General features: G+C 67.7%; 25 protein-coding genes and 2 pseudogenes. 11 read left to right on the top strand and 16 right to left on the bottom strand.

From position 1 onward, the window contains the following. Positions 1-18: 18 nt before the first annotated feature. The gene (locus tag OG214_RS00500) at positions 19-429 is read right to left on the bottom strand and encodes a winged helix-turn-helix transcriptional regulator (RefSeq protein ID WP_405983347.1); all 411 of its coding nucleotides are present in this window, start codon (positions 427-429) and stop codon (positions 19-21) included. Between the two features lie 128 nt (positions 430-557). After that, positions 558-1,046, bottom strand: coding sequence for an ATP-binding protein (locus OG214_RS00495; RefSeq protein ID WP_363083401.1), 489 nt, complete (start codon positions 1,044-1,046; stop codon positions 558-560). Between the two features lie 268 nt (positions 1,047-1,314). Here OG214_RS00495 and OG214_RS00490 point away from each other — a divergent pair, with 268 nt between their 5' ends. Together OG214_RS00490 and OG214_RS00485 are read left to right on the top strand one after the other, a co-directional pair. Then, positions 1,315-1,545, top strand: coding sequence for a DUF397 domain-containing protein (locus OG214_RS00490; RefSeq protein ID WP_363083409.1), 231 nt, complete (start codon positions 1,315-1,317; stop codon positions 1,543-1,545). A gap of 96 nt (positions 1,546-1,641) precedes the next feature. Further along, the gene (locus OG214_RS00485) at positions 1,642-2,559 is read left to right on the top strand and encodes a helix-turn-helix transcriptional regulator (RefSeq protein WP_363083400.1); all 918 of its coding nucleotides are present in this window, start codon (positions 1,642-1,644) and stop codon (positions 2,557-2,559) included. A 193-nt stretch (positions 2,560-2,752) separates the two neighbouring features. Here the strand turns inward: OG214_RS00485 and OG214_RS00480 are convergent, their stop codons facing one another. From OG214_RS00480 to OG214_RS00465, 4 genes are all read right to left on the bottom strand, one after another. Continuing rightward, positions 2,753-3,559 (bottom strand): SAM-dependent methyltransferase, encoded by an 807-nt coding sequence (locus tag OG214_RS00480; protein WP_405987392.1) that lies wholly within the window; start codon positions 3,557-3,559, stop codon positions 2,753-2,755. Positions 3,560-3,774: 215 nt separating this feature from the next. Further along, a complete protein-coding gene (locus OG214_RS00475; RefSeq protein WP_405983346.1) occupies positions 3,775-4,314 on the bottom strand; it encodes a sigma factor-like helix-turn-helix DNA-binding protein in 540 nt (179 codons plus the stop codon). 23 nt (positions 4,315-4,337) lie between these two features. Further along, complete coding sequence (locus OG214_RS00470) at positions 4,338-5,378, bottom strand: helix-turn-helix domain-containing protein (protein ID WP_405983345.1); 1,041 nt, start codon at positions 5,376-5,378, stop codon at positions 4,338-4,340. A 152-nt stretch (positions 5,379-5,530) separates the two neighbouring features. Next, positions 5,531-5,707 (bottom strand): hypothetical protein, encoded by a 177-nt coding sequence (locus OG214_RS00465; protein ID WP_405983344.1) that lies wholly within the window; start codon positions 5,705-5,707, stop codon positions 5,531-5,533. Positions 5,708-6,354: 647 nt separating this feature from the next. On the opposite strand from OG214_RS00465, the gene OG214_RS00460 reads away from it, so the two are divergent. Both OG214_RS00460 and tpg read left to right on the top strand, forming a co-directional pair. Then, complete coding sequence (locus tag OG214_RS00460; RefSeq protein WP_405983343.1) at positions 6,355-7,557, top strand: hypothetical protein; 1,203 nt, start codon at positions 6,355-6,357, stop codon at positions 7,555-7,557. Between the two features lie 257 nt (positions 7,558-7,814). Beyond that, a complete protein-coding gene (gene tpg / locus OG214_RS00455) occupies positions 7,815-8,336 on the top strand; it encodes a telomere-protecting terminal protein Tpg (RefSeq protein WP_405983342.1) in 522 nt (173 codons plus the stop codon). A gap of 263 nt (positions 8,337-8,599) precedes the next feature. Here the strand turns inward: tpg and OG214_RS00450 are convergent, their stop codons facing one another. The 4 genes from OG214_RS00450 to OG214_RS00435 form a co-directional block, all read right to left on the bottom strand. After that, positions 8,600-8,917 carry a hypothetical protein gene (locus OG214_RS00450; protein ID WP_405983341.1) on the bottom strand — a complete coding sequence of 106 codons (318 nt, stop codon included), beginning with the start codon at positions 8,915-8,917 and terminating at the stop codon, positions 8,600-8,602. 218 nt (positions 8,918-9,135) lie between these two features. Then, positions 9,136-9,534: a hypothetical protein gene (locus tag OG214_RS00445; RefSeq protein ID WP_331746043.1), complete on the bottom strand. Its 399-nt coding sequence runs from the start codon at positions 9,532-9,534 to the stop codon at positions 9,136-9,138. Then, positions 9,531-10,379 carry an IS5 family transposase gene (locus OG214_RS00440; protein WP_331746046.1) on the bottom strand — a complete coding sequence of 283 codons (849 nt, stop codon included), beginning with the start codon at positions 10,377-10,379 and terminating at the stop codon, positions 9,531-9,533. The genes OG214_RS00445 and OG214_RS00440 overlap by 4 nt, the downstream gene beginning before the upstream one ends. A gap of 1,168 nt (positions 10,380-11,547) precedes the next feature. Further along, positions 11,548-12,345 carry an SDR family NAD(P)-dependent oxidoreductase gene (locus OG214_RS00435; protein WP_405983340.1) on the bottom strand — a complete coding sequence of 266 codons (798 nt, stop codon included), beginning with the start codon at positions 12,343-12,345 and terminating at the stop codon, positions 11,548-11,550. 179 nt (positions 12,346-12,524) lie between these two features. Between OG214_RS00435 and OG214_RS00430 the strand changes: the two genes are divergently transcribed. Continuing rightward, positions 12,525-13,133 carry a TetR/AcrR family transcriptional regulator gene (locus tag OG214_RS00430; RefSeq protein ID WP_405983339.1) on the top strand — a complete coding sequence of 203 codons (609 nt, stop codon included), beginning with the start codon at positions 12,525-12,527 and terminating at the stop codon, positions 13,131-13,133. 356 nt (positions 13,134-13,489) lie between these two features. Continuing rightward, a pseudogene (locus tag OG214_RS00425) lies at positions 13,490-14,973 on the top strand (NF041680 family putative transposase). Between the two features lie 9 nt (positions 14,974-14,982). Here OG214_RS00425 and OG214_RS00420 read toward each other — a convergent pair. Beyond that, entirely contained in the window at positions 14,983-15,660 is a 678-nt protein-coding gene (locus OG214_RS00420; RefSeq protein WP_405983338.1) for a hypothetical protein, read from the bottom strand. 86 nt (positions 15,661-15,746) lie between these two features. Here OG214_RS00420 and OG214_RS00415 point away from each other — a divergent pair. Continuing rightward, a protein-coding gene (locus OG214_RS00415; protein ID WP_405983337.1) for an IS5 family transposase occupies positions 15,747-16,564 on the top strand; the annotation gives its coding sequence in 2 pieces (ribosomal slippage) (positions 15,747-16,104 and positions 16,104-16,564; 819 coding nt in all). 172 nt (positions 16,565-16,736) lie between these two features. On the opposite strand, the gene OG214_RS00410 is transcribed toward OG214_RS00415, so the two are convergent. The 3 genes and pseudogenes from OG214_RS00410 to OG214_RS00400 form a co-directional block, all read right to left on the bottom strand. Continuing rightward, positions 16,737-17,897, bottom strand: coding sequence for an IS701 family transposase (locus tag OG214_RS00410; protein WP_405983336.1), 1,161 nt, complete (start codon positions 17,895-17,897; stop codon positions 16,737-16,739). Positions 17,898-17,983: 86 nt separating this feature from the next. Then, positions 17,984-19,424 (bottom strand): annotated as a pseudogene (locus OG214_RS00405) (NF041680 family putative transposase). Between the two features lie 119 nt (positions 19,425-19,543). After that, positions 19,544-19,954 (bottom strand): RidA family protein, encoded by a 411-nt coding sequence (locus OG214_RS00400; RefSeq protein WP_405983335.1) that lies wholly within the window; start codon positions 19,952-19,954, stop codon positions 19,544-19,546. A 183-nt stretch (positions 19,955-20,137) separates the two neighbouring features. Between OG214_RS00400 and OG214_RS00395 the strand changes: the two genes are divergently transcribed. The 3 genes from OG214_RS00395 (at position 20,138) to OG214_RS00385 (ending at position 21,285) form a co-directional block, all read left to right on the top strand. Then, positions 20,138-20,560 carry a hypothetical protein gene (locus OG214_RS00395; protein ID WP_405983334.1) on the top strand — a complete coding sequence of 141 codons (423 nt, stop codon included), beginning with the start codon at positions 20,138-20,140 and terminating at the stop codon, positions 20,558-20,560. Between the two features lie 85 nt (positions 20,561-20,645). Further along, positions 20,646-20,876 carry a DUF6479 family protein gene (locus tag OG214_RS00390; RefSeq protein WP_405983333.1) on the top strand — a complete coding sequence of 77 codons (231 nt, stop codon included), beginning with the start codon at positions 20,646-20,648 and terminating at the stop codon, positions 20,874-20,876. A 100-nt stretch (positions 20,877-20,976) separates the two neighbouring features. Beyond that, entirely contained in the window at positions 20,977-21,285 is a 309-nt protein-coding gene (locus tag OG214_RS00385) for a hypothetical protein (protein WP_405983332.1), read from the top strand. A 162-nt stretch (positions 21,286-21,447) separates the two neighbouring features. On the opposite strand, the gene OG214_RS00380 is transcribed toward OG214_RS00385, so the two are convergent. Further along, a complete protein-coding gene (locus OG214_RS00380) occupies positions 21,448-22,533 on the bottom strand; it encodes a protein kinase family protein (RefSeq protein WP_405983331.1) in 1,086 nt (361 codons plus the stop codon). Positions 22,534-23,307: 774 nt separating this feature from the next. On the opposite strand from OG214_RS00380, the gene rox reads away from it, so the two are divergent. Further along, positions 23,308-24,753 carry a rifampin monooxygenase gene (gene rox / locus OG214_RS00375; protein ID WP_405983330.1) on the top strand — a complete coding sequence of 482 codons (1,446 nt, stop codon included), beginning with the start codon at positions 23,308-23,310 and terminating at the stop codon, positions 24,751-24,753. Positions 24,754-25,245: 492 nt separating this feature from the next. Here the strand turns inward: rox and OG214_RS00370 are convergent, their stop codons facing one another. After that, positions 25,246-26,043, bottom strand: a complete 798-nt coding sequence (locus OG214_RS00370; protein WP_405983329.1) for a hypothetical protein — start codon at positions 26,041-26,043, stop codon at positions 25,246-25,248. Positions 26,044-26,094 lie beyond the last annotated feature (51 nt).

The raw sequence follows: 26,094 nt of genomic DNA, 5'->3' as shown, positions 1-26,094 counted from the left end.
CCCACCTGCCTGCTTGCGTCAGGGCCGGCGGGCGTCATAGGCATCGCGGGCCGCGAACACCGTGGTGACCGACGCCTCCACCAGATCGACGAGCCCACGCAACCGATCTGCGATTTTCGCCCCCAGCGGGGTGATCGAATACTCGACGCACGGCGGAATGGCCGTGCGCACATGACGAGTCACCATCCCATCGCGCTCAAGGGTCTGCAGCGTCTGGGAAAGCATCTTCTCGCTGACACCTTCGACTCGCCGACGCAGTGCGTTGAACCGGTAGTCGGAGTCACGCAGGGCCAGCAGGACAAGCATCACCCACTTGTTGGCCAGTTCCTCCATCACCGTGCGCGACGGACAGCCCCGAGGAAAGACCGACGCCTCCGGATCGGATGCGGGATCGGGCACGCCCTGACGGGCCCCGGTTGCTGTGGTCATGACTCCAGAATACAGCCGTACTGGACAGATCGATAGTACTGGCGAATAGTTAGTGCTCTGGGACAACCTGGACACTCGTTCCCGCGGCCACCGGAGTCCAGCCCGGCTACCCGAGGCGCGACAAGCCCTTAGTGATGGGGCCAGGTCGGCAGGACTGCCCAGACCGTTTTGCCGGTGGGGTGCGGGGTGTACCCCCATCTTTCCGCGAGTGCTTCGACGATGTGCAGGCCGCGGCCGTTCTCGTCGAGCAGTTGAGCGGGGGACCGTGGCGCGGGGAGCGCGTCGCTGGGGTCGGTGACGGCGCAGACCAGGTGGGTGGGGTTGCGGATGAGGCCCAGCCAGGCGATGTCTTCGCCGGTTCCTGGTTCGTGCAGGGCGTGGCGGATGGCGTTGCCGACTAGTTCGCCGGTGATGGTGAGGGCGTCGTCGGCGAAGCGGTCGAGGTCCCAGCCATGGAGGGTGCGGCGGGCGAACGTCCTGGCACGGGTGAGGGCCTGGGGCCGGCGGGTGATGCGGCGTGCGGTGAATCCGGGCGCGCTGATCCTCAGTTGGAGTCCCCAGTCGGGGGTGATGGGGGGAGGGGGAGTGCCCCGTTCGGGTGAACCGGTCCGCGGCATCAGAGGCGCTGTTTCAGCGCGATCGGCCCGGGTTCTTGTAGTCGCTGTGTGTGGTGGCACGTTTCCTCCCCGACGAGGTGCCTGATCGCGGCACCGGGCTTACCCGGCCGACGAAGCTAGTATCCACGCTGTCAGCAAGTCTCATGCAATTGCAGAAGAAATTGCAGCGAGTCCGCTATCGATATCGAACACGCATGTCCCCGGCCGACACGTGTACTTCGAGATTCGGTCGCGGGAATTGTCGAAATCATGTGCGGAAGCAGGTGTCATGCAGTCAGTCGGTAATGGTGTCGCGGCCAGTTCTCTGGATGTCATGTGGGTCAAGAGCCGTCGCAGCGCCGCGGAAGGGAACTGCGTCGAGTTGGCGCCCCTGCCGGGCGGGAGCGTCGCCGTTCGCAACTCCCGTGATCCGCAGGGGCCGGCGCTTGTGTACACGGCGGCGGAGGTCACGGCATTCCTCGCCGGTGTGAAGGACGGAGATTTCGATCATCTGTTGTAGGCCGGTACGGGTCCGGACTTAATCCCTTTCGTGTACGGTGCGGGTTCCGGGATGGGAAACTGCGGTCCTGTTCCCTGTCGTTGAGCTGGAGCCCGCATGTCCGCCGCCGAGCCGCACCGTGTCGCTTATCTTGAGCCCTATCTCAGCAGACCCGACCCCGCACCCACTCTCCTCAAGATGCTCGTCGGAGCCCAGCTGGCGGGAATGCGCAAAGACGCGGGCATGACCCAGCAGGACGTCGGTCGGCACCTCAGGTGCAGCGCGTCGAAACTCTGCCGCATCGAGACGGGCAGAAGCCGCAAACCCGCGTCGGAGACCACCGTCGTCGCCCTGCTGAGCCTGTATGGCGCGGACGACTACGAGAGGTCCGTCCTGCTGCAGCTGCTGCGCCGCTCGTCCGAGCCGGGCTGGTGGCAGCGGTACGACAACCGGCTGATGCCGGAGTGGTCCGAGCGCCTCATCGGACTGCAGGAGGCGACGGCCGCCATCCGCACGTTCGAGGTGCACTTCGTTCCCGGGCTTCTGCAGACCCCCGCCTATGCCCGTGCGGTAACCCGGCGCGGACTCCCCATGGCGTCGCAGGCCGAGGTCGAGCGCCGTACCGAACTGAGGATGCGCAGGCAGGCAATCCTGTCGAGGCCGGACGCGCCGCGTCTGTGGGCGGTGATCGACGAGGCGGTCCTCCACCGTGTGCTCGGCAGCCGTGAGGTGATGCGCGAGCAGCTGGAGCATCTGGTGGAGAAGTCCCACTGGCCGAACGTGACCCTTCAGGTGGTCCCGCTGGACCTCACCGACGCTTCGTCACCCGGCATGCCCATCACCTATCTGCGTTTCCCCGCGCGGGACCTGCCGGACATCGTCTATCTCGAACAGATCAAGAGCGCGGTCTTCCTCGAAGAGCCGGAAGAGACTCAGGAGTACCGGCTGGTCCTGGACCGCCTCGCCGACGAGTCCCTGAACCCCAAGGACACCCGCGAACTGCTCCGGCGGACGCTGCGCGAGCGCTACCCCTGACCCGACACCACTTCGCGCAGCGGTGGTTGAGCACACCAGCCCCGCCCCGCGGTGGTTGAGCGTGCCCCCGGGCAGTGGTTGAGCGCGGACAGGAACACCGGAGAGGTCCGGCCGAGTGCCCGGAACGACTCCCTCCGGGGCTCGACGCCGCCGCCCCGCCATCACCGCGGAATACAGCGCCGGCCCGGCTCCGTCATCGCGCCGAGCCGATTCGCCCGACACCGCCGTACTCGATCCACTCATGGGAGCGCTGCCGCGGGACGACCTCCGAATCGGGCCGCCAGGACGACACCTCGACCAGACCCGGGTCCAGTACGTCCAGCCCCGCGAAGAATTCCCGTACGTCGCCCTTCTCCCGTACCCGGCCCCAGCGTCCGCCCGTGCTGTCCAGCATCAGACCGTTGACGAACTCCCGGACGTCCTCACGCTCACTGACCAGCTGGGAGACCACCAGGAAGCTCCCCGGCGCCAGACGCGCGGCGACCCGGCGTACGAGGTCCGCGGGCGTGCTGTCGCCGTCGGGTACGCAGTGCATCACCGAGACGAACAGCACCGCCACCGGCCGGGTGAAGTCGATCAGCCGCTCCGTGTCCGGATCGGAGAAGACACCGTCGGTGTCCCGCGGATCGGCCTGGACGACCGCCGTGCTGTCCTCCTGCTCCAGCAGGGCCCGGCCATGGGCCAGCACCATCGGGTCGTTGCCCACGTACACGACATGACTGTCGGGATCGACACGCTGCGCGACCTGATGGATGTTGTCGTGCGTGGGAAGTCCCGTGCCATGGTCGATGAACTGCCGGATCCCGTACTCGGCGGCCAGTATCCGCACCGTACGACGCAGGAACCGCCGGTTGTTGATGATCAGGGCCCGGGTGTCGGGCAGCCGCTCACTGAGCCTCTCGCACGCCCGCCGGTCCGCCGGATAGTTGTCCTTGCCTCCGAGATAGAAGTCGCACATGCGCGCCACGCTGGCCACGCTCACGTCGATGGATGTAGACAGCGGTCGCTCCCCGTCCTACACCGGTCCCCGCCACACCGGCGCGCGGGGTACCGGCAGCCCTCAGTCGGCAAGACACACATGCTAGGCAAGACGGGGGCGGTCCGGTGGAAGACAAAGGAGTAACACGCCCTCTACGGGGGCGCACTGAGGCACTGGACGGCACTGCGGCGCGCGCGGTACGCGCCGCGCGCCGCGCATACCGGCCGACGCGCCGGTCAGGAACCGGGCGGACGGATCGTGCCGGCCGTCAGGTCGTCCAGGGGGACAGGCAGGCTGCGCAGAGCCATGGAGAGCCGGCTGCGCACCGCGGGCTCCTCCTCGCCCATGAGTTCAGCCGCCTCCTTGACCGTCAGCGACAGTTCCCGGCAGAGCAGGAGTGCGTCCGCCGGGCCCGCGGGCAGCATCCGGTGCACGGACCGAAGACCCGAAACCGCTCCCGAGTCCGTGAGAGCCGCCGACACGATGCCGCTGAGCAGTTGCCAGGCCACCGCCTCCGGACATGAACTGCGCAGTGCCGCGGGCCAGACCAGCGCGAGTTCACCCAGAGCGGTCCGCACGACAGTCCGGCTCACCTCCTCGTCGCCGATCCGGGCACGGGTGTAACGCAGATACGTGTTCTGATGCAGGGTGCAGAAAGCCATGTAGTCGAGCGGAAGAGAGAGCGTCAGCTCACCAGGGCGCTGATCGGCCCGCACCGCATCCGTGCGCGAGAGCGCCGAGCCGCCGCCGCTGTTGTCGTGTGAGGGCCGGACCATGGACATGTCTCCTTCCTCTTCTCTCATCGCGGCGGACTGCAACCGGTCGGCGGGTCGTCGTCCTCGTCGTTCCCGGCGCCGGTCTCCGTCCGGGTCCCGCCGGGCGCGGACTGCAGCCACATCAGGAACGCGTAGTGGGTTTCCTCCCACAGCGGCCGGATGTCCGCCGGCCAGCCGCCCAGCGCCGACACGAAGGCGCCGGTCGTGTCCCAGTCCGGCACCTCCTCCCCGGAGAGAAGATCCTCCACGATCTCCGGAGTCAGGACCCCGGGCCGGATCCGGCACAGATGTGAAGGATCCGGCCGGGCGGCCGCCAGATACTGACCGCGCAACGCGTCCTGCAGACGGGCCAGTTGCCGGGGAAACGGATGCCTCGTCGGGTGCGTCACCTCATGCGTGCTCGCCCACAACGCGCTGAGGTGATCGGCTTCACCGTCGAACACCCGGGCAAGCGAAGCCGTCACCGACCAACTCGGCATCCGCTCCCCGGACAGGATCCGTGACACGTACGACGCCGACAGACCCGTCCTCTCCGCCACCTCACGGATGGTCAGACCGCTGGCCCGGTGCAGATGGGACAGAGCCGACGCCAGCCGCTGCGACGCGCGGACCGCGGGCTGCTCAGGGTCGCCCGAATTCTGCCCCTCCGCTGCCGCGACACCCATCAGAGGCTGCCGCGCGGCCCGCCGGTGCATCATCCGTACGACCTGCTTCTCGTTCCATCTCAGCCGCGCCGTCGGCACACTCACCTGAGCGGCCCGTGCGACCTTCTCCCAGCCTGAACCCGCCGCGCGCGCGTCGTGCACCGCGGCGGCGGTGTAGCACTCCACCTCTTTCGCCAGCTCCCGCGCGAGCCGCAGCAGCTTCTCCAGACCCAGCCCCCCGTACTCGGCCGTCAGCAGACCGGCCGCCAAGGCCTGCAGATCCTCCGCGAGCGGCCGCCCCAGCGGACTGTGCGAGGGCTGCTGGGACAGCCGGCCCTCACGTTCACGCTGCGCGTGCCGGCGGCACTCCACCGTGCAGTACTCACGTCTGCGGCCACGTCCCGCGGTCTGCTCGAACACGCGGTCGCAGTGACCGCACTGTCTATACCGGCCTGCTGGCGGCACGGGCCCTCCCCGAACGACACGTCATGTTTTTCTCCCGGAGCGCTCAAACCTCATGCGGCCGCGGGCAGCAAAGCCGACTGCCCGCCGCTCGCGGCCGCGTACTGGCGTCAGCCCGCCGGCAGACCGAGGCGGACGATGCGGGAGCGGCGGGCCGCGAGAACGGCCCCCACCGTGGCCGCGGCACCCGCCGGTGCCTGCCGGACACCCGGGACAAGGACCATCGGTCCGACAAGCGGCGCGATGAAGGCGCCCAGCTCCGGCGTGACAACCCAGGTACTCAGCACACGGGTTTCACCACGCCTGAACTGCGGAATGTTAGCGTCGTATCCTGCTGCGGGCACGAATGAGCCCGCAGAGCGAAACCGATCGAGCACGGAATTCACGTTCCTTTCTTGATCAACCCCAGAGAGGCCCCGGACAGGTTGGACGCCACCGGGGCTTTCTCGCGTCGACGGACGACGCTAGCGTCTCACTTCCTCACGCATCATCAAAACTCTCCCATAGCAAAGATTCGAGCGCCTCGAGCGTCGAAATCCGCGATGAAGTGGAATGGGATATTCCTAGAATTGCATGCTCCGTTCGGGTGTGTATGCAGCATTGTCATAACCGGTCACGAAGTGAAAGAATCCGGAACTGCACCGGGTATCTGCAGGCAGAGTGGCTCCCTGAGGTACGAATCCGTGGGCAGGCGATCAGGTATCAGGCTTCTGTGGGTCTTGGACCGGGCTTCGGCTGCGGTCGGACCACGGTGCAACGAGTTCACTCGTTGTGCAGCCCAAAGCGTTTGCACTCGCACAGAATGCGATGTTTCCTGTCCTGTGCCGCCGGTTGGTATCGCGCGACGAACTGACACTTGCGGTGCGACGGGACAAGGGGCCGCGGGCGCCAGGTGCTGCCCCTGAGCCGGGCCGGTACGACTACGATCACTTGTGTGACCGACGGAATAGTGGGGACGTTCACCGGTCTCTTCCGGGGACGCAGACGCGAGGACGAGCTTGCCCGGGTCGATGCGGAGATCACCGCGTTCGGGGAGGCACTTGCCCGGCATTCCTTCGTACCGGGAAGCCATCCGGACGATGACGGGCTTCTCGCCGACTACCAGCGGGCGCTGGACGCATACGAACAGGCCAAGCGGAACTTCGTCGGTGACCGCAACCTCCGGGACGCGGCTGATGTATTGCGTGCTCTCGACGAAGGGCGCCACGCGCTCGCCTGTGTGGACGCCGCGACGGAAGGGCGCCCGCGCCCGGAACGGCGCCCGCTGTGCTTCTTCGATCCCCGCCATGGACCCTTCGCCGGGGAGGCCCGATGGGCGCCACCCGAGGGCGCCGTCCGGACGATTGCCGTGTGCGCGGCCGATGCCGTACGCCTGTCGGAGGGCCTACCGCCGATCGACAGCGGACTACGGGAGCGGCAGACCGCTCCCCCTCCGCGGCCCCGCCCATCCGCCACCGCCGCCAGGACGGCCGACAAGCGGAAACCGGACCACCGTCCACCCGCTGCGGCAACGCACCCGGCTCCCTCGCCCACTTCCTCCACGCCCTATGACACCTGGCCCGAGAACACGGGTGCGCAGCAGCGCCGGGAGAGCGGTGGCTCCACCGGAGTCCAGCTCGTCCGCACAGACCGCCGCAGCCCCGAACTGCTGGTGGTCCACCTCGCCCGAGCCGAGGGTTCCTGGGTCGAACTGACCAGCCCGCCCGGCAAGGACGGAAGACCCCGGAAGATCCTCACGCACGGCTCCACGCTGTCGCGGGCGATCGTTCCCGTGCCGGTCGACGGACACGACCGGATACACCTCGACATGGTGACCAAGCGCGCGTGGCGGATCTGGCTGCATCCGGCGGAGCACATTCCGCTCCTGACGGAAGAAGTGGGATCCAGCGGCTCCTACGTCCTCAGGCACCCCGGTGGCCGGATGCCACTGCGGGTCACTCAGTACGAGGGGACCGCCTTCTCCCTCCACGAACTGCGTCCGGACTTCACGCCGGGAGCCCTTCTGGCCGAGGGCGAGGGGTCGTTCACGGCGTCGGCCGCGACCTCAAGAAGACCCGGACTCCTGTACGTCCAGTCGCGCGCTTCCTGGAGCATCACGCCGGCCACGGGCTTGCACAAAGCGCGCACCGCACCATGAGGCCGACGCGGCGACGGCCGGCGGCGCGGACGTGGCCCTGAAGGTCCTCAAAGCACGCCGGAAGGCCGTCGGGAACTGGGAGGCCGGACGCACCGAGCCACGGCCGCCCAAACGCGCCGCCTACGCACGGCTCTTGGAAGGCCTCGCCGCCCGCTACCCTGCAGACACAGACACAGACACAGACACAGACACAGACACAGACACAGACACCTCAGGTCAGGCCACGCCCTCCGAACCGCCCGTACACACCCCCTGCGGTGGAGCAGGCGTTCACCTGTCCGATCCCGAAGTCCGCGCAGGCGCAGATGAAATACCTGGTCAGGCAGCTCAAGACCACGAAGGCCGCCGCCCAGGCGCTGGGCATCTCCCAGCGGACCGTGGAGCGTTACGTGGCCGGGAAGCTCAAGCGGCCGCGCAAGGACCTCGCCGGGCGCATAGAGCGGGAGGTGAGGAAGCGCTGGCAGCCGCAGATCCGGGCGAAGGCGAAGAAGAAGGCCGCCAGTACGGACGGCATCGTCGTCTCCACCCGGGCCCGCTTCGGCTTCACCGCGGCCCCGGGAACCACCGACGACGCGCGCGTCCGGCACATCACCCAGGCGCTGTCCCCGAGTTGGGCGGAGCGGTTGTTCGAGGCCCGCGACCGGGGCGCGACGGAACAGGCGCTGTTGGAGATCGCCGCGCAGGGCCTGGGCGAGATGTACTTCCGCGACAACGGGCGCCGCGCCCACGACCTGCTGGTGGAGTTCACCGACGTGGAGACGATCGAGGTCGACCTCTGACACCCGGGTGCCGGTTAGTCCCCGGACCGCCCCGTACCGCACCGCACCGCGCTGCCGCGTTGGCGTGGGAGTTCACACGCGTACCTGCGGTGGATGAATGTTCTTGTATGGGCGCGCCTTCGTCCTTCGTCCTTCGGGCGTTGGGGCGGGGGCTCAGGTGCGGGCCGCCGTGGACGGGGTCCTCGGAGTAACCGTCTCGCAGGGCCATGCGGGCGACGAGGCGTGAAACATCTGAACGTCACCCGTTGTCGGACTCCTGTGAATCAGACCTGGTAAGGCCACAGGCTGACGCTGTTCCGCTCAACACTGACGTCGACCCACGTTCCGTCGACTGCATCCGGTGGCGGTGGGTCGGCGAGATCGAACAGGATCTGCGTGCCGGCCACTTCCAGTACGGCCCCACCGTTGCCCGCGAGGCTCAGCCGACCCCGGAAGACAATCCGGCCTCCGTCCTCGCCCAGTGCGGGCGAGGACAAGGTGGCTGGCCGCGTGTTGCTTTGCCATGCCACATCCTCATCGACGGTCCACTCCACATGATGCTCACGGCCCACTTCCCCTTGATCACCACCCCAGAGCACCACAGCGGTACCCACCTCTGAACACACTCGGACTGTCGCGGGCCCGGTTGGGGCCCGTCGCACGGCTTCTACCTGGACCAGCATCCCGTAATCATCCACGGCCTGGCTGCACTACCAAACACACCTCTCAGTCCCCAAACGCGCTTTGAGTGGGCGGTTCGTAAGGTGATGTCCTTTTCTGGCTGAGGTGGGAGCAAGGACGCTGGTGGAGGTTCGGTCGGCTATTGCTTTCGAGCGAAGTTGCCGGTGTCGGCCTCGGTGAGGATGCCGAGTTTGACCAGGCGTTTCAGTTTGGCGCGGGTGCCTTCGACGTTCTTCGGCAGCAGTTCGTGGCCGAGGGCTTCGCAGACGTCCTTGGCCCGTAGCGGCCCGGTCGTGTGGTTGAAGGCGGCAAGGATGCGGGGGTAGTCCGGATGCTCGGGCAGGTCCGGCGCGACGGCCGGGAGCCGGTCGGCAAGGCTGGTGACGGTCTTGCGGGTGATCGCGAGGTGCTCCAGGTGCATCTCGGCCTCCCGCAACCGGGTCTGCAGGCCGTCGATCTGCGCACGAAGGTCGTCGGCCAGGGCCCGGGCGGCGTCTTCCTGCAGGTCCAGGGCATCGAGCAGGGGCCGGAGGTTCACGCCGCCACCGCCGCCGTCTCGCGCCAGGTGGGGGCGTTCGCGCCGGTGAGGCGCCGGGTCATGACGTGGGTCATCGCCCAGTAGACGCGGGAGACGGAGGAGGACGGGCGGTGCTCGTAGTCGCGGACCAGGCGCCGGTGCAGTATCAGGATCCCGTAGGTCTGCTCGACCCTCCACCGCTTCGGCTGCGGCACGAACCCCTTGACCTGCGGGTTGCGTTGGACGATCTCGACGTCGATCCCCAGGCCGGCGCCGTGCGCGACGACCTGGTTCTTGAAGCCCTGGTCGACCAGGGCTTTGCGGACACTTCCGCCGGCGTGCTCGGCGACCTGGTCCAGCAGGAGATTTCCCGCGGCGTTGTCGTGGGTGTTCGCAGCGAGGACGACGACCGCGATGACCAGGCCGAGGACGTCCACGGCAAGGCCCCGCTTGCGGCCGGGCACCCGCTTGGCCGGATCATGGCCACTCGTGGAGACGGGGACCCCGGCGGCCACATGGACACTCTGGGTGTCCAGCACCACCAAGGTCGGGTCCTCTAATCGTCGGGCGCGTTCGCGGACCTGGCAGCGCAGGAGTTCATGGATGACCTGGTCGGTCCCGTCGTCCCGCCAGGCGGCGAAGTAGTAGTACGTCGCGCTCTTCTGCGGCAGGTCGTGCGGGAGATAGGCCCACTGGCAGCCGGTCCGCCCCTGGTAGAGGATCGCGTTCACGATCTCCCGCATGTCGTACGCGCCCTGGTGGCCGCTGACCGAGCGGTGCCGGCCCTTCCACGCGGTGATCACCGGCTCGATCAACGACCACTGCTCGTCCGATAAGTCACTCGGATACGGCTTGCGTTCACTCACCCGAACACATCACCAGATCAACAACCGCGGACCGGCAGATTCCGCCCCGCTGCCACACCATCAGGCGACAGCAGAACCACTCAAAGACTCACGAACCGCCCACTTACGCATCGGCCCGCTGCCGCTCTGGGAAGCTGGCCGAACGGTGACGCCTGATCCACGCAGTTGGACGGACCGGGCATACGACGTCAAACGTCAAGCTAGGGATGCCGACGGTGGCTGACAGGGCGAGAGCCTCAGTGCCCGGCGCGGCCCACGCGTGACGCGGGTGCCCGACGACCGCACACGTGCGTCACGCGTGGCCGAGAAGCTCCTCGTGCCGTACCGCGCCGCGCTGCGTCAATTGCCCAGGCACGTTCCGCCTCGATGTCCGAGTCCGGGGTGAAGCCCTGCCGCAGGAACGCGGTCCAGGGCTCCGCACGGAGTACGCCCAGGCGCGCGATCCGCTGCGTTTCATCGCGCCGCAACCGCGCCAGGGCGCGGGCATCGCCGTCGCACCACACGGCCTGCGATGAGGGGCCGGAAACCGCGTACGGCCTCGTGGTAATAGTCGCGCAGTCACCCCCCGAGCGTTGTCACGCCCTCGTCAACGAGGAGTGCCTGCGGCCACAGGTACAGCCCGGCCTCGCCCTGCGACAGCGACACCACATCCTCGCCCTCGTCGGGGCCGGTGCCCAGAGCACGCGGCGTGCCGGGGAATCCGACCCGTTCCAAGTGGTGGAGCAGTTCATGTACCGCAGGGGTTCACCCATGCCAGGGCCGACGGACTGCGCGAACTGGCGTGCCTGCGGGACGCCACACCGGAGACCGAACGGTCCCACCTGTTCGAGCCTGTTCAAGATCGCAGAGAGCTTGAACCGGATCCTCCGCGCCGCTCACGGCCTCGGTGCCCCCGAGCGCACGATCTGGCCGAACCCATGGGCCTACATGGGCAACGAAGACCCGGGGTACGAGCGCTCAATCCACGCATCCCAGCGACGCGGGGCCGCCGTCGCTACCGTGCCCGCGGAGCCCTTGAACGAGCATGTTCCGCAGGAGACGTCACCAGCGACCGCGGCTCCAGGACGGGCCGCCCATCGGCGGAGCCAGGCGTTCCTCGCGATGGCGGGGAAAGGGCCCGACGGACGGCCCCGTCATCGCCCCGTCATCGCTTCGGCGCGTCAGCGCACTACGCGTCGTACCATCCCCCGTCCACGCGCAGGGTCGTGCCGGTGATGTACCCCGACAGTGGGCTGGCCAGGAACGCGACGAGGTCGGCGTAGTCGCGCCGGCGGCCGATGCGACCGACGTCGTTGGGGGCCAGTGCGCCGACGGCGGTGGGTTCTATCTCCTCCCAGGTCTCCCCCCAGCCGTTCCGCTTCCCCAGGTCGAGCAGATACGCCTGGGTGCCGGGGGTGAGGATGCCGCCCGCGGCGACCGAGTTGGACGTCACTCCGGTGTGCTTCAGCTCGCGGGCCAGGGAGGCGGCGAGATTGTTCCGGGCGGCGTTGGTCGCGGCGTAGTGCGGCTGGCTCGCCATGGGCAGCTCACCGAGGACGCTGCTGATCTGGATCACCCTGCCCCAGCCGCGCTCCCGCATGTCCGGGACGAAGCGCTGGATCGTACGCACACTGGAGACGACATTGGTGTTGTAGATCTCGGACCAGTCGGCGGGCGGGGTGGTGACCCAGGCCGCCGCCGGGTTGTACGTACCGAGGTTGTTGACAAGGATGTCGACCGGTCCGTCGGCGCCGGATGCCGCCCTCACCGCGTCGGCACCGGCGTCCGTCCCCAGGTCACCGATCGCGACGGTGGCCTCACCGCCGTCCTGCCGGATGGCCTGGGCGACCGCCGTGGCCCTGGCTTCGTCACGGCCGTGGACGACGACCGCCGCTCCCTCGGCTGCCAGGACCTTGGCGATCTCCTCACCGAGACCGGTGCTCGACCCGGTCACCAGCGCCCGCTTGCCGTTCAGCTGCAGATCCATGGTGCTCTCTCTTCCGTTCCCGCTCTTCCGCTCTCGACGGCCGACTGGACCGTTCGGTCCACAGTCACACTTTAAAATTGGACCGGCAAGTCCAGTCCGTAGTACGATGAACCGCAGACGATGCCCGCCACCTCGAAACGCCCATACCGACTTCCGATCCGAGGGGACTGGACGCGCGCATGCTGACTGCGAAGGGCGCCGCCACCCGGCAACGCATCGTGGAGAGTGCGGCGCGTCTGATCCGGGACCGCGGACCGGCGAAGGTGGGCCTGGACGACATCCGGGCGGACACATCGACGAGCAAGAGTCAGCTCTTCCACTACTTCCCGGACGGCAAGGCCGACCTCCTGCTGGCCGTGGCGCGCCACGAGGCAGAGCAGGTGCTCGCCGAGCAGCAGCCGATGCTCGGCGATCTGACGAGCTGGCCCAAGTGGGAGGCCTGGCGGCAACGGGTGATCGAGAAATACGACGCCCAGCGCGACAAATGCCCGCTGACGGCGTTGACGGCCCAACTGAACATGGCCGACCCGGCGGTCCGCGAGATCATCACCGAGCTCTACGAGGAGTGGCAGGGCCATATCGCCGCCGGCGTAAGGGCACTCAAGGAAAGCGGCGAAACGGCCGCCGACATCGACGTCGACAACGCCGCCATCGAGATACTCACCGCCATCACCGGCGGCGCCGCGATGCTCCAGGCCACCGGCCGTATGAGCTACCTGGAGGTCAGCCTTCGCGAATCCGTCAACGCCCTACGCCGCCCGGCACCGGCTGCCACCGACACCCCTTGAAGCCCCTTTCCGTGCCGTGGGGTAGGTCGGCGCGACGACAGCGAGATCGAAATCCAGCGCAATCGCCGTGCCCCGCTCCGCCAGCGAGTCGTATCCCATGTGGGTCCGCGAGGCCACCGCCCAGTACTCGCCGGTGAAGTTCTTCGGCCCCTTGCACGAGGCGAACGACCTTACGGGCGAGGGCAGTTCGAACAGAGAACCAGGCTGCCATCACACTAAGCTTGTCGTTTAACATCCGGCTTCGAACGGGCGGTCCCGGCAATCACTCGCTCGGGTGTTTCCGGGACGGCAGTGCGGCCTTCGCATGATCCTGAACTCGACCAAGAGGTACAGGACTTGATGCGAAGGCCGCAGTGGTGAGTGGGCTGGAACAGGGTGTGCAGGGTGAGCCGTTCGCAGAACTGTCACGCTTCCGGGGGGTCTTCTACGACTGCCTGACCGGGCGGCGCGACGCGCTGTTCGAGCTGACCGACGCGGTGCTGTGCAGCAACGGGCCGGTGAGGACGTCGGTGGACCTGGCACTGGCGCCCGAGCACCGGCGCGGGCACGGGGCCCTGTACGGAGCGCTGAACCGGGGCCGGGTGGACGTTGACCGGCTGCGGTCGCAGCTGGCCGGCCTGCCGCTGCCCCGCGCTGCGGACGGCCGCCTGGTGCTGGCGGTGGACGTCTCGCCCTGGCTGCGGCCGGACGCGCAGACCTGCCCGGACCGCTCGTTCTGCCACACCTACGGCCGGGGTGACGCCAAGCACCAGATGATCCCCGGCCGGCCGTACTCGTTCGCCGTCGCGCTGGAGACCGGCCGCACCTCCTGGACCGCGATCCTGGACACGGTGCGACTGGAGCCCGGCGCCGACCTGGCCCCCGTCACCACCGCCCAACTCCGCTACGCGGTCGGCCGGTCGATCGCCTCCGGGCAGTGGAAGGAGGGTGATCCGGAGGTCCTGGTGGTGATGGACGCCGGCTATGACACCCCGCGCATCGCCCACCTGCTCGGCGACCTGCCGGTGCAGGTCCTCGGCCGACTCCGCTCGGACCGGGTGATGCGCCGACCGGCGCCCAGCCGCGCGGAGTTCGCGGCGGCGAACCCGGCCGGCGGCCGGCCGCCCAAGCACGGCGGCGAGTTCGTCTTCGGCGCCCCCGCCACCTGGGGCATGGAGCAGGCGGTCACCACCACCGCGACCCGCCGCTACGGCACTGCCGTCGCCGGGGCCTGGGACCGGCTCCACCCCAGGCTGACCCGCCGGGCGGCTTGGCTGGAGCACGACGGGCCGCTGCCGGTCATCGAGGGCACCGTCATCCGGCCGGCCGTCGAGAAGCTACCCAGCGGCGGGGTGAACCGGCCGGTCTGGCTCTGGTGGTCGCGCACCGGCGCCAACACCGAGGACGTGGACCGCTGCTGGCAGGCGTTCCTCCGTCGCTTCGACCTGGAGCACACCTTCCGCCTGCTCAAGCAGACCCTCGGCTGGACCCGGCCCCGACTGCGGGACTCGGCGGTAGTCGACCGCTGGACCTGGCTGGTGATCGCCGCGCATACCCAGCTCCGCCTCGTCCGGCCGCTCGTCGCCGACCTCCGCCACCCTGGGCGCGGCCGACGGAACCGAACAAACTCACCCCCGCCCGCGTCCGACGCGGGTTCCGGAACCTCCACACGAAGGCCCCCTCACCAGCGCGTGCGCCGAAACCTACCCGCCCCGGACCAGGCCGGCCGGCCGGCTCGAAGAACCAGCGGCCCGCCGCCCGCCACGAGGTGGGCAGAGTCCTGGCCACCGGCGAGGCATACGCCAGGCCCACCCACCACAAGAAGGGCACCAAACCGAGAAGGCCTGCTACGGAGAGCTGAACGCACTGCTCAGTGCACCAGAACAGGTGTCTCCGCAAGAACGCCGACGCCGCGTACTCGCATCGCTGCGGTCAGAGCGAGCGGACTGATGCCCAGGGCCGAGGCGATCTCGGGGGCCATGTCGAACGCGCGCCACTTCCACTCCTCCTCGGCATCATCGTTGCGCGCGTTCTTGTCCCAGGCGGGTGGCAGGCCCAACCGCTCCCGCTCGGCCTGCTCCTGCGCAAGCGGCTCCCCCAGCGTGAGGAGTCCGTCGTCGACCTCGCCGGTCTCGCAGTACCGCCGGACCACAGCCCCGTGCTCCGCGAGCAGCCAGGCCGAGCCGTCGTTCTGTGTACCGAAGTAGTACGCCTGCGCCGCCCCGTAGCGGGAACTGAGGTTGACACACAGACGCAGGACCTCGTCGCTTCTGTCGCTGTTGCACGGATCGCACCACGGGCCGATCACCAGAGTCCATCCCTCAATCTCAGGACTCACGTACACCCGGGCCATTCCATCCGGATTGTCTTCAGCCTCTCCGTGTCCGTCCTCATCGATGACAGCCTCGGCCTCGGCGAACGTCACGGGTACGGGTCGGGTGAGGCCCAGGGACGCAATGACTCCTGCTTGGTCCCCGGTCGGTACGGCGATCCAGTAGAGCCAGCACGTCGACAGCGGCCTTGGCTGGTCGTTTTTCGCGATTTTCACGACCACAGCCTGCCACTCCGGGACCCGCCTGTTCTAAGACGATGTCTCACGTGGCTGTGTCGTGAGCTGCGGCATCATTGTTCTTTATGGGTGCTGATCTGTCGCAGCGGCTGGTTCCTGACGGGTTATGGGATCTGGTCGCGCCGTTGCTGCCGTCGTTCACGCTGCGTCGCCAGGGTGGCGGCACGTCGCCGCTGGACGAGCGGGCGGTGTTCACCGCCGTGGTGTACGTGCTGACCAGCGGGTGTGCGTGGCGGCATCTGCCGCCGACTTTCGGTGTCTCGCCGGCCACCGCGCACCGCCGGTTTACCGCCTGGACGAAGGCGGGTCTGTGGCGTCGGCTGCACCGGGCGGTGCTGGACGAGCTCGGCGCGCGTGGCGAGCTGGACTGGACGTCGGTGATCGTCGATGCCGCCTCGGTACGGGCGAAAAGGGGGGGTCGCTGACCGGCCCGAACCCGGTCGACCGCGGCAAATCCGGCAGCAAGCTGCACGTGCTGTCCGAGGCCCAGGGCATCCCCCTAGTGGTCGGCGCCTCCGGGGCGAACACGCACGACAGCCTGGCCCTCAAGCCACTCGTGAAGGCGATACCGGCCGTACGATCCCGGCGCGGACCGCGCCGCCGGCGCCCCGGCAAGCTCCGCGCCGACAAGGCGTACCACTCCGCCGACACCCTGTCCTGGCTGCGCGAACGCGGCATCATCGCCCGCATCGCCCGCCCGGGCATCGAGTCCTCCGAACGACTCGGACGCCACCGCTGGAAGATCGAGAGGTCCATCTCCTGGCTGTTCGGCTACCGCCGTCTCACCGTCCGGTACGAGCGCAAAGGAAGCCACTTCCTCGCCTTCCTCGGCCTCGCCGCCGCCCTGACCTGCTACAAGAAACTCGCCAAACTCACCACGTGAGACATCCTCTAATACTGCAACGACACTCCGTGATGGCCTCTGCGTTTGTAGTGGCTGATGCGGGCTCGTGCCTGGCTTCTTCTTCGCCACCGTGACCAGGCGAGTGCGTGCTGGAAGCTTTGGCGGATGGGAGAGGAGGCGCGGTTGAAGAGCCGCCGGGCCTCGTTCATGGTCACGGGTATGAAATATCGACCGCTGCCGGTATCCGGATCCCCTTTTTTGCCTCTGCTCGCAGAATAGCGAGGAAGGCGAGGGCGGCCATGGACAGTGTTATGTGCCGGTACCAGGCGGGGTAGCCGCGGACCTGGTAATGATCAAGCCCGGTTTCGTTTTTCGCGGTCTGGAAACATTCCTCGACCATCCACCGGGACCCTGCGATCCGCGCGAGTTCCTCCAAGGAGGTCCCGGCCGGACAGAAACAGATGTAGTAGGCGATGTCCGCGGGATCCATGAGGCTTCGCCGTGCCAGTAACCAATGGTCCCGGCCTTCTCGCCGCCAGGGCCGGATCGGGGCCGTCACCCAGTCGTACTCGCGCGGGCCATGGGCACCGTCACCGCAGCTCATACGCGTCCATGCGTCGTCGGGGAGCTCACCGACCAGCTTGTGCGCGCGGGCCTGGCCGAAGAATTCCATGGTCATGACCATCTGCGATTTCGGGACGGCGAGGACATGAGCGATGTCGTGTTCTTCCAGCCACAGCCGGATCCGGCTGGTCTGGCCGTAGAGTTCATCAGCGGTTACCCACCCGAACGGGATCCCCGATTCGACGGCACGCTTCAGTATGCGCAGGCCCATGTCTGGCTTGGTGGCGAACTCGACATCGTCACCGATACCGGCAGCTCGGCAGCGCTCGCGGTCCGATGTCCAGTCCTTTGGGAGATACAGCTCACGGTCGATCAGCGCCCGCCCCCGGTCGGAACCGTAGGCCAGGAACACCCCGATCTGGGAATTCTCGATCCGGCCGGCCGTTCCCGAGTACTGCCGGGCCACACCCGCCGACCGCACCCCTTTCTTCAGAAAACCCGTCTCGTCGAGGATCAGAATTCCCCGCTCCGGATCTCCGATATGCTCCACGACCGCTTCACGAACGTCGTCACGCAGGGCATCAGCGTCCCACAGGTAGTGGTTCAGCAGCCGCTGCATGCCCTGAGGGCCGGTGTCACCGGCGGCCTCAGCCAGGGTCCAGCCGTTCTTGCGTTCCGCCTCGCTGAGCAGTCCCCGCAGGTAGGACACCATCCGCCGCCTCGGCTCCACCCGCCCGAACCGGCCCGCAAACCGCGCCACGAAACCACCGAAGCTATCTGACCACCCGTCAGCTATCTCTTCCGCCACGAAGTAATCAACGACGCCGCACACACCACGTCACGGAGTGTCGTTGCAGTACTAAGCCGGATGTTAAACGACAAGCTACTTCTTCTTTAACCTTTCAACCGTTGTAGGGCGATAGGTGTCTTCTCGCGGCTGACGGTTTTGCCCACGTCGTAGCGGGGTGCCCGGTGCCTGTTCGGGGTGCCGGGCGGCTGCCCAGGGCCGGGCCGGTGGGGTTTCGGTGCCCTGGCGGGGCAGGGCATGTGCTGGCGGAGGTTCCGAAACGTCCGCCGGACTCTCGCGGGTGTGAGCCGGTGCGGTGCCGCCCGCTTCTCCCAGGGATGCCGCAGGTCGCGGGTGACCGGACGAGCAAGCCGGAGCTGGGTGTAGGCGGCGATGATCAGCCACGTCCACCGGTCTGCCGCCTCCGGTTCCCGAAGCCGAGGCCGGGTCCAGCCCAGCGTCTGTTTGAACAGCCGAAACGTGTGCTCCAGATCGAAGCGTCGCAGGAACGCCTGCCAGGCCCGATCGACGTCCGGGTAGTCGGCGCCAGTCTTCGAGGACCACAACCACACCGCCGGGGCGGCCCGGTCCTTCGACAGGTGTTCGACTTCCAGCCGAATCAACGTCCCGTCGATCAGGGGGAGTTCGCCCTCATGGTCCAGCCAGGCAGCCCGGTGGGTCAGCCGGGGGTGGACCCGGTCCCACGCCTGCGTGACGGCCTCGCCATAGTTCGCGGTGGCGGTGTGGGTGGTGACGGCGGGCTCGGGCCAGGTCTCAGGCTTGGCGAAGCGGAACTCCGGCCCGTGATTCGGCGGCCGGCAGCCCTTCGGGTCGTAGACGCGCGGCGGATTCGGCAGCCGCATTACCACGGTCGCCGCGGATGCGGCCGACCAGCTCGACAGGCAGGTCCTGCAGGACCCAGGCCTGGCGGGTGACGTCGTAGCTGGCGTCGGTCACGATGGTGATGTCCGGCTCGCCCGGCGCCCACTGGCCTGCCGCGACGAGCCGTTCGACGACATCGCGGAGCTGGGCGGCGGTGACCGCGGTGGCATCGTCGGTTGGGCTAAGCCTGACCGCGTCCAGAATCTGTGTCCAGGACGTGGCACCCATCTCCAGCACTGCGACGAACGAGTACGGCCAGCCCGGAATGAACTGCGAAGCCGTCTTGGCCCGGCCGTAGACGTGGCAGAACAGCCGCTCCGGCGAACACGGCGCGTCTGATCGCAGCCACGGCGAGACGTCTACCGCCAGCACCAGGCGTCCGTCCGGGAAGCGGGGCAGCGGTAGGCCGGCCAGCAGCGACCGTAGCCGCGCGGTGTCGATCCGGCCCCGGTTGAGGCCGTCGCACATAGCGCCATGCCCACGCCGGTGCTCGGGCAGCAACGTCAGCTCCACCGCCGAGTGCACCGCACCCGGAGCACACAGCACCGCGTCCGCCAGTTCGAACAGCTCATCGCCCCGCACGGTCAGACACGCGTACAACTCGTCCCGGAAGCGTGACGCTTCCGCGAACGCTTCCCTTACAGCAGCATCAGGCAGCAGACTCACCGTCACGGCCTTCGTCGTGGTCAACGTGCACCTTGGTCGGAGCACATGATCAGACGAAGGCCGTCCCAGCGTCCGGCGAATGCCCAGCTGGGCCACCCAGTTCGATACGCCGTTCGAAGTCAGTCAGGCAGCGCCACGGTGAGATCCACCTCGACGAACTGTCCGGGAAAGCCCAGCTGGGCAACGCCCAAGAGCGTGCTGGCGGTGGTGAACGCCGGCCCCAGGGCAGACTCGGTGAGCCGACGCCATGCGGCTCCGAGAATGTCCCTCTCGTCGCTCCGCACGTAGATCACTGACCGCACCACGTGTTGCGGCTGGGCACTCGCCGCTGCCAGGGCAGTGAGCGCGTTCGCGACCACCTGGTCGACCTGCGTCTCGAGGGAACCGGCACCGACGAGGTCACCGTTCCGATCAAGCGGGCACTGTCCCGCCAGGTAGGCCGTACGCCCTGCCTCTACCACCGTGATGTGGTGGTAGCCGGGCGTCTCATGCAGCTGCTCGGGGTTGATGCGGGTGATCTTCTCAGTCATGTCCGCGAGTCTGCCTAGCGTGGTGCCAGCACGCACCGCAATTTCCCCACCGGCAAGCACTCCGCAGCAACCTGAGGTTAAAGAACAAGCTAAGTACCTGTTCCTGAAGAGGCTTTTCCTTCTTCACAGGGGCTGAGCCTGATTGCATGGGCATGCACGGAGGCGCTGTTGATAGGGGGCAACATGCACGAGAGTGAGAATGAGATCCTCGTCGACGAACTCGCAGCCGTGGCAGCTGTGACAGGAGGCAGTGGTCGTTTGGCAGGGCTCATGGCCAAGATCATGAGAAACAACATTCATGAGATCGATCTCGTTGTCCCGATGCCCTACGAGGGCGCGGTCGAGCGCGTCGTCGAGGTTCAGGAACGCACAGGTCGAAGGTTGGAGCCGCGCACCGCTGAACCTGGGGCGGACGAGCGGACATTTCGGTTTGTCACCAGTGGAGGCACCGGAGGAATGAACCCTGTCGTAGTCACTGTCCTGGTGGCGAGGGGCGGCGAGGGAGATTCCAGCATCAACTTGCGTGCAGCCGCCAAAGAAGGACTGATCAGGCAACGCGCCGCGGAGCGGACTGCGACCCATCTTGCGGCACTTCTGGTCGAGTGACTGCCAAGTAGCCCACCTGTCAGTGCTTTCGGGTCAGCTTCCTGGTCATGAGGGCGATGGCTGCCCAGGTGATCAAAGTCTCGGAATGCCGCCTCCCTGGGCCATCAGGTGTCGCAAGACGCAACCGCCCCCGCCGCGGCCCGAGGGGCAGCCGGTCCAACCCGCACACCGTACGCATATCGACCACAACCGCGAGTCGGAGGGCGATTCCTTTCCCGACGACGGTTCACGGCTGACCGCGCACGAGCTTGCGGCTCGTAGCAGTCGGCCCGGGTCCGCGCGGCGCCACCGACACGATCAAGGACGCAGCGGCTGAACCGGCGCCTCAGGTCTGCGCGGGATGATCATCGGCTGGCCGAGGTCGGCATGCGCGTAATGGCCTTGTCCGCCTGAGGGGGTGCCGCGATGCTGGGGCGGTGCCAGGACAGAGAAAGCGGAAGCGACGGCAGCAGGAGGGGCGCCAGCGGGCTGCTGCCCGCTTTGCCCCTGAGATCGCCACTGAGACAGGGCGCTGGGAAGTGCTCTTCGAGACTCAGGACGAGTCGGAATGGCGCGTTGAGCTTCAGCGTCTGCGGACCGAGAACAGCGAGAACAAGCAGATCGACTGGACGGCGGTCCGACTGGACACCCTCTGCGGGCGGTTGACCCAACCGACCACCTACCGACTGAGCCTGTTTGTGCCGACCTCCGTGCCCGTTGCCGCCGACGGCGGCTCTGACAATTGATCACGCGGCGGGCGGAGGCGAGCTGACGGACACGGCGGGGGAGCGGATGGAATCATTGTTTCTGCGGGTGTCATCGGGGTGCTGTGGGTGGCGAGGGCCATCTCCTCTCGATGGTGTCGGTGACCGGAGATGTGCGCGTGTGGCTGGTGACGGGCCGGCCGATCACATGGCGCGGGCGCAGACCCGGCGGAGTGCCTCCAGCGGGTACGGGGTCTGCCTGCTCTCATCCTGCAGCTTGCCGTAGAAGCTCGTCAGCACCGCGGCGAGCGGTGCGTGACGGGCGAGGATCGCCCTGGCCTCCTGCGGGCCGGCCGGTGGGTCTTCTCCTTCGGCGCATGCCCGGATGAGTGCCTCGCGCTCTTTCCGCTCGTAGCCGTACAGAGCGGTGATCAGCCAGTTCACCAGGTAGCTGACGGTGTAGCAGCGGTCGTAGGTCTTGTGCAGTTCGAAGAAGGCGGCCTCGGACGGAGACAGATCGAATCGGGAGGAGAGAGCGAGACCGAAGTCCGTGAAGTAGAGGCGTCGGCCATCGGTCAGGATGTTCTGAAAGTGGGCGTCGAAGTGGAGGAGCCCGCGGGCATTCATGAAAGACGTGCCAGCCTCCAACTCCTTCTCCACCAGGGAACAGGCCCGGTCGGCGGCCTCGTCATCGGCCCGTACCCGTACCCGTACCCGTACCCGTACTTGTACCCGTACCTGTTCCGTGAGCCACTCATGCAGTGTCTGCGGGATGTACTCCATGAACAGCGCGAGGCTCGCGGAGGACTGCTCAAGGGCCTCGATACGACGGCGCACCTCTGGCCCGCCTCCCCAGTAGGCCACGGCCCGCTCCACATCGGCGAGTTCCTCGGGCAGGACCTGCGCCGTGTCCGGCAGTACGCGCCAGTGGTACATCAAGGGGAACCCCTCGTACTGCCCCGCGAGCACCCAGTTCGTGGTCATGGTGTGGACGGCGAGCTCCCGCCATGCCCCGAAACCGGGCCCACCGATGCCGTACTGGCAGAAGGTGGGAAGTCCGAACAGGTTGGCCGTGGACCGGACATGCTCCGGCAGCCGCTCCATATCCGTGAGGGGCACCCGCTTCACGAAGACCGGCGTACCGGCGACCTCCAGCAGCGCCGACCTCCCACCGATGCCGGAGCCGATCGGTACCGCCACGTCCAGCAGTTGGCTCAGCTCGCGATCACTGCGCAGGGCCAGAGAGGTGGAGGCAGCGCTGTAGGCGGCCAGACGCGCGGCACGCGACATATCGGGACGCTCGACCGCTGCCTGCATCGGAATGCCGACCTCGCTTCCACCATGAGCGTGAGTATCCACCAACCACACCCGCTGTCTCCGAACTGTACGTGAAGGCCGATGACGAGATCGGCGGAGTCCGCGCCGGACGGGAGGGCCGCCGCCACGCTCCGAGACTGAAAGGGACGAACAGCGGGATGCGGTGCGGTCGTTCCTGACGAGACGGCGATGCGGCGGCCTGGAGCCGAGGACTCTGTGAGTGCGCGCCTCGCTCTTGCCGGCGCACGGCTGACCCGTTTCCCGGACGGGTCGCAGCCGGTCTACGCGATGGGCGACGAGCATGTCCTCAAGCCGGCTGCATCCGCAGGCCCATGAAAGGTCCTCCTGGACCGCCGGTATCGCCGTACGCGGCGCGTCACCGCTTTGGGAGGAGCTTCTCCGTACCCAGCAACAGCGGACGACAAAAGGCAAAGGCAAGGGGAGGTTACCCACTCCTTGCCACTTTTAAGGTATAGCGCACCGGGGGGCTTGTGGCAAGGCCCGGGGTGTACCGCAGAATGGTCGGCCAAGGCCAGGACCTGCGGAAATGGCAGATCCACGAGGTGCGTGGGCTGTTGTCGACGTGTGGGTTGTGCAGCAACGTCGAACCGCCGATGGGACTCGCGATGCGGTGCGGTGCGCTGCCGTTGCGGGGGATCGGCGTGGAGGTGCGGAGGCGCGGGTGTACGTGTCGCCGGGCGCGCGGAGCAGCTGGCCGAAATCCAATCTCGTTGAATGGGCGTTTTGATGATTGACGTGATCGTGGTCGGCGGCGGACCGACCGGCTTGATGCTGGCCGGCGAGTTGCGGCTGACCGGAGTGCACGTGGTCGTACTGGAGAAGTTGACCGAGCCGACCGAGCAGTCCCGCGGTCGCGGCCTGCACGCGCGCAGTGTCGAAATAATGGACCAGCGCGGTCTGCTGGACCGGTTCCTCGCGGTCAGTGAGAAGTTCCAGGTCGGTGGACTCTTCGGTGGTATCCCCAAGCCGTGGCCGGACCGGTTGGACACGGCTCACCCGTACGGCCTCGCCACCCCGCAGCCGGTCACCGAGCGGCTGCTCACCGAGCGCGCCCTCGAACTCGGTACCGAGATCCGGCGCGGCTGCGAAGTGGTCGGCCTGAGCCAGGACGAGGACGGGGTGACCGTCGAACTGGCGGACGGCACACGGCTGCGCTCGCGTTACCTCGTCGGCTGCGACGGCGGCCGCAGTACGGTGCGTAAGCTGCTGGGCGTCGGTTTCCCCGGTGAACCCGCCAAGGTCGAGACGCTGCTGGGTGATATGGAGGCGACCGAGGATCCGGCGAAGGTGGCCGCCGTCGTCGAGGAAGTCCGTAAGACCCAACTGCGGTTCGGCGCCATTCCCAACGTGGACGGGAACGAGGGGGTGTACCGCATCATCGTGCCCGCCGACGGCGTGGCCGAGGACCGTACGACCGCGCCGACCCTTGAGGAGTTCAAGCAGCGGCTGCGGGCCTTCGCGGGCACCGACTTCGGCGCGCACTCGCCGCGCTGGCTCTCCCGCTTCGGTGACGCCACCAGGCAGGCCGAGCGCTACCGGGTCGGCCGGGTGCTGCTGGCCGGCGACGCGGCGCACATCCATCCGCCGACCGGCGGGCAGGGTCTCAACCTCGGCGTGCAGGACGCGTTCAACCTCGGCTGGAAGCTGGCCGCGCAGGTGAACGGCTGGGCGCCGGAAGGGCTGCTGGACAGCTATCACACCGAACGGCACCCGGTGGGCGCCCGGGTGCTGGAGAACACTCGCGCGCAGATCACACTGCTGGGGACCGATCCGGGGGCGACCGCGCTGCGGGAACTGTTCTCGAAGCTGATGGACTTCGAGGAGGTGAACCGGTACGTGACCGGGATGATCACCGCGGTGGACGTCCGCTACGACTTCGGCGAGGGGCATGAACTGCTCGGCCGGCGGATGCGGGACGTGGGGCTGAAGCGGGGGCGCCTCTACGAGCTGACGCACGGCGGCCGCGGGCTGCTGCTCGACCGTACCGGCCGGCTGTCGGTGGCGGGCTGGGCGGACCGGGTCGACCATGTTGTCGATGTCGTCGATGTCGGCGAGGAACTGGACGTGCCGGCGGCGCTGCTGCGGCCGGACGGCCACGTGGCGTGGGTCGGTGAAGATCAGCAGGATTTGCTCGGCCAGCTGCCCAAGTGGTTCGGCGCGGCCGTCGGCTGAGCGCACAGTTGCGGTTCGAAAGGACGTGACGTGTCTCCGCCCGAGTCCCTCATTGAGAAGGGCAGCTACAACCCTGTGGACGAGTTCATCCGGCGGCGTGCTGTTTGTTGTGCGTCATGGCCTCGTTCGGCGTCGGCCAGGGGTCGTTGGACGGAGTGCCGTAGTAACGCCGCTAACTCTCGATCCAGCGAACGAGCGTGTCTGAGTCTCCGGTGCCTTCGTAGTGGGTAGCCACGGGCCTCTCGTCTGCCGGGGCCACCGTGACCCGCCCATGAACGGAACCGTCACATCGGGGAGTTCCGACAGTTTATCGATGGGGTTTCCACGAACGGCTCCTCAACCAGTTGTCTTCGCGACGATGGCGGTGAACTCCCGGGGCCTGACACAGCGTTACTCGACTGCTGATGCCGGCACGCGTGCCGGGTCCCGGGTCCCGGGTCTTTGACACTGGTCCTGTTGTCCGTGAGATGTCAGGTTGGGGAGCCGAATCGGTCAGGCTCCGAGGGCGAGGCCGGCCTTTACGGCCATCGCGGTGAAGTCGGCTGTGTCCCGGCCGCGGCGGGTGGGATCGGCATCGTAGGCGGAGGCCGTGCCGGGGGTCTCGCGGGCCCGCAGGGCTTCGGTGATGATGGGATGCCAGGCCGGCTCGAAGACATTCAGAGCGTGGCGACCGCCGCCGCTCTTGGAGGCCAGCGTTCCGGTCGCCAGCAGGTGGTGAAGGCGGCTGACCCCGAGAACGCACCATTCGGTGGCTTCGGAGCTGGACGCTTCCTCCGGGTGCTCCGTGAGCGTGTCGGCGACACCGGTCCAGTATGTGGTCAGGTTGTCGTGGGTGTAGGCACGGAGGGCCGAGTCGTTGGTCCAGACGTCAGCTTCGGTGAGTGCCGGACCGCGCAGTGTGACACCGTGGCGGGCGAGTTCATGCCAGGTGACCGGGTTTACATCGAACCGCCCGGCGTCCTGGCAGACCCCGGCCTGGGCACATGGAACATCCGGACAGTCCATCGGCGACCGTACGAGATCTTCCGCCAGGACATGGAATCCGTCGAAGTGCGGGCGGCCATGGCGTCGGCTCACCTGCCGATGGGAGGCGGCAAGCGCTTCGAGCGCGTCGGAGTCGGGGCGGGCGGCCAGCAAGGCCACGAAGTCGACGTCGCTGCGGTCCGCGTAGAACTCACCGAAGCCCAGTGATCCGTGCAAGTAGAGGCCCCTGACCAGGCCGGGAGCGAAATGGTCAATCGCCGCAAGGAACGTATCGGTCACCTGTTGTGCTTCGGTGGGGATGGGCATGGGAGCAACCCTAAGACGACGTTTCTTATGGTGAGCTACACGGGTGGGGCC

This window comes from Streptomyces sp. NBC_00872 (genome assembly GCF_045161915.1).
In the GTDB taxonomy this organism is placed as follows: Bacteria; Actinomycetota; Actinomycetes; order Streptomycetales; family Streptomycetaceae; genus Streptomyces.
The sequence above is the reverse complement of the archived record's forward strand: the minus strand, read 5'-3'. Positions and strand labels throughout refer to the sequence as shown.

What these genes read in the sequence shown, in the direction of transcription:
- OG214_RS00490 (WP_363083409.1), top strand. Translation starts at nt 1,315, where the DNA reads ATGCAGTCAGTCGGTAATGGTGTCGCGGCCAGTTCTCTGGATGTCATG.
- OG214_RS00485 (WP_363083400.1), top strand. Translation starts at nt 1,642, where the DNA reads ATGTCCGCCGCCGAGCCGCACCGTGTCGCTTATCTTGAGCCCTATCTC.
- OG214_RS00430 (WP_405983339.1), top strand. Translation starts at nt 12,525, where the DNA reads ATGCTGACTGCGAAGGGCGCCGCCACCCGGCAACGCATCGTGGAGAGT.
- OG214_RS00500 (WP_405983347.1), bottom strand. Translation starts at nt 429, where the DNA reads ATGACCACAGCAACCGGGGCCCGTCAGGGCGTGCCCGATCCCGCATCC.
- OG214_RS00475 (WP_405983346.1), bottom strand. Translation starts at nt 4,314, where the DNA reads ATGGTCCGGCCCTCACACGACAACAGCGGCGGCGGCTCGGCGCTCTCG.
- OG214_RS00370 (WP_405983329.1), bottom strand. Translation starts at nt 26,043, where the DNA reads ATGCCCATCCCCACCGAAGCACAACAGGTGACCGATACGTTCCTTGCG.
- OG214_RS00435 (WP_405983340.1), bottom strand. Translation starts at nt 12,345, where the DNA reads ATGGATCTGCAGCTGAACGGCAAGCGGGCGCTGGTGACCGGGTCGAGC.
- OG214_RS00380 (WP_405983331.1), bottom strand. Translation starts at nt 22,533, where the DNA reads ATGTCGCGTGCCGCGCGTCTGGCCGCCTACAGCGCTGCCTCCACCTCT.
- OG214_RS00395 (WP_405983334.1), top strand. Translation starts at nt 20,138, where the DNA reads ATGCACGAGAGTGAGAATGAGATCCTCGTCGACGAACTCGCAGCCGTG.
- rox (WP_405983330.1), top strand. Translation starts at nt 23,308, where the DNA reads ATGATTGACGTGATCGTGGTCGGCGGCGGACCGACCGGCTTGATGCTG.
- OG214_RS00400 (WP_405983335.1), bottom strand. Translation starts at nt 19,954, where the DNA reads ATGACTGAGAAGATCACCCGCATCAACCCCGAGCAGCTGCATGAGACG.
- OG214_RS00390 (WP_405983333.1), top strand. Translation starts at nt 20,646, where the DNA reads ATGCCGCCTCCCTGGGCCATCAGGTGTCGCAAGACGCAACCGCCCCCG.
- OG214_RS00495 (WP_363083401.1), bottom strand. Translation starts at nt 1,046, where the DNA reads ATGCCGCGGACCGGTTCACCCGAACGGGGCACTCCCCCTCCCCCCATC.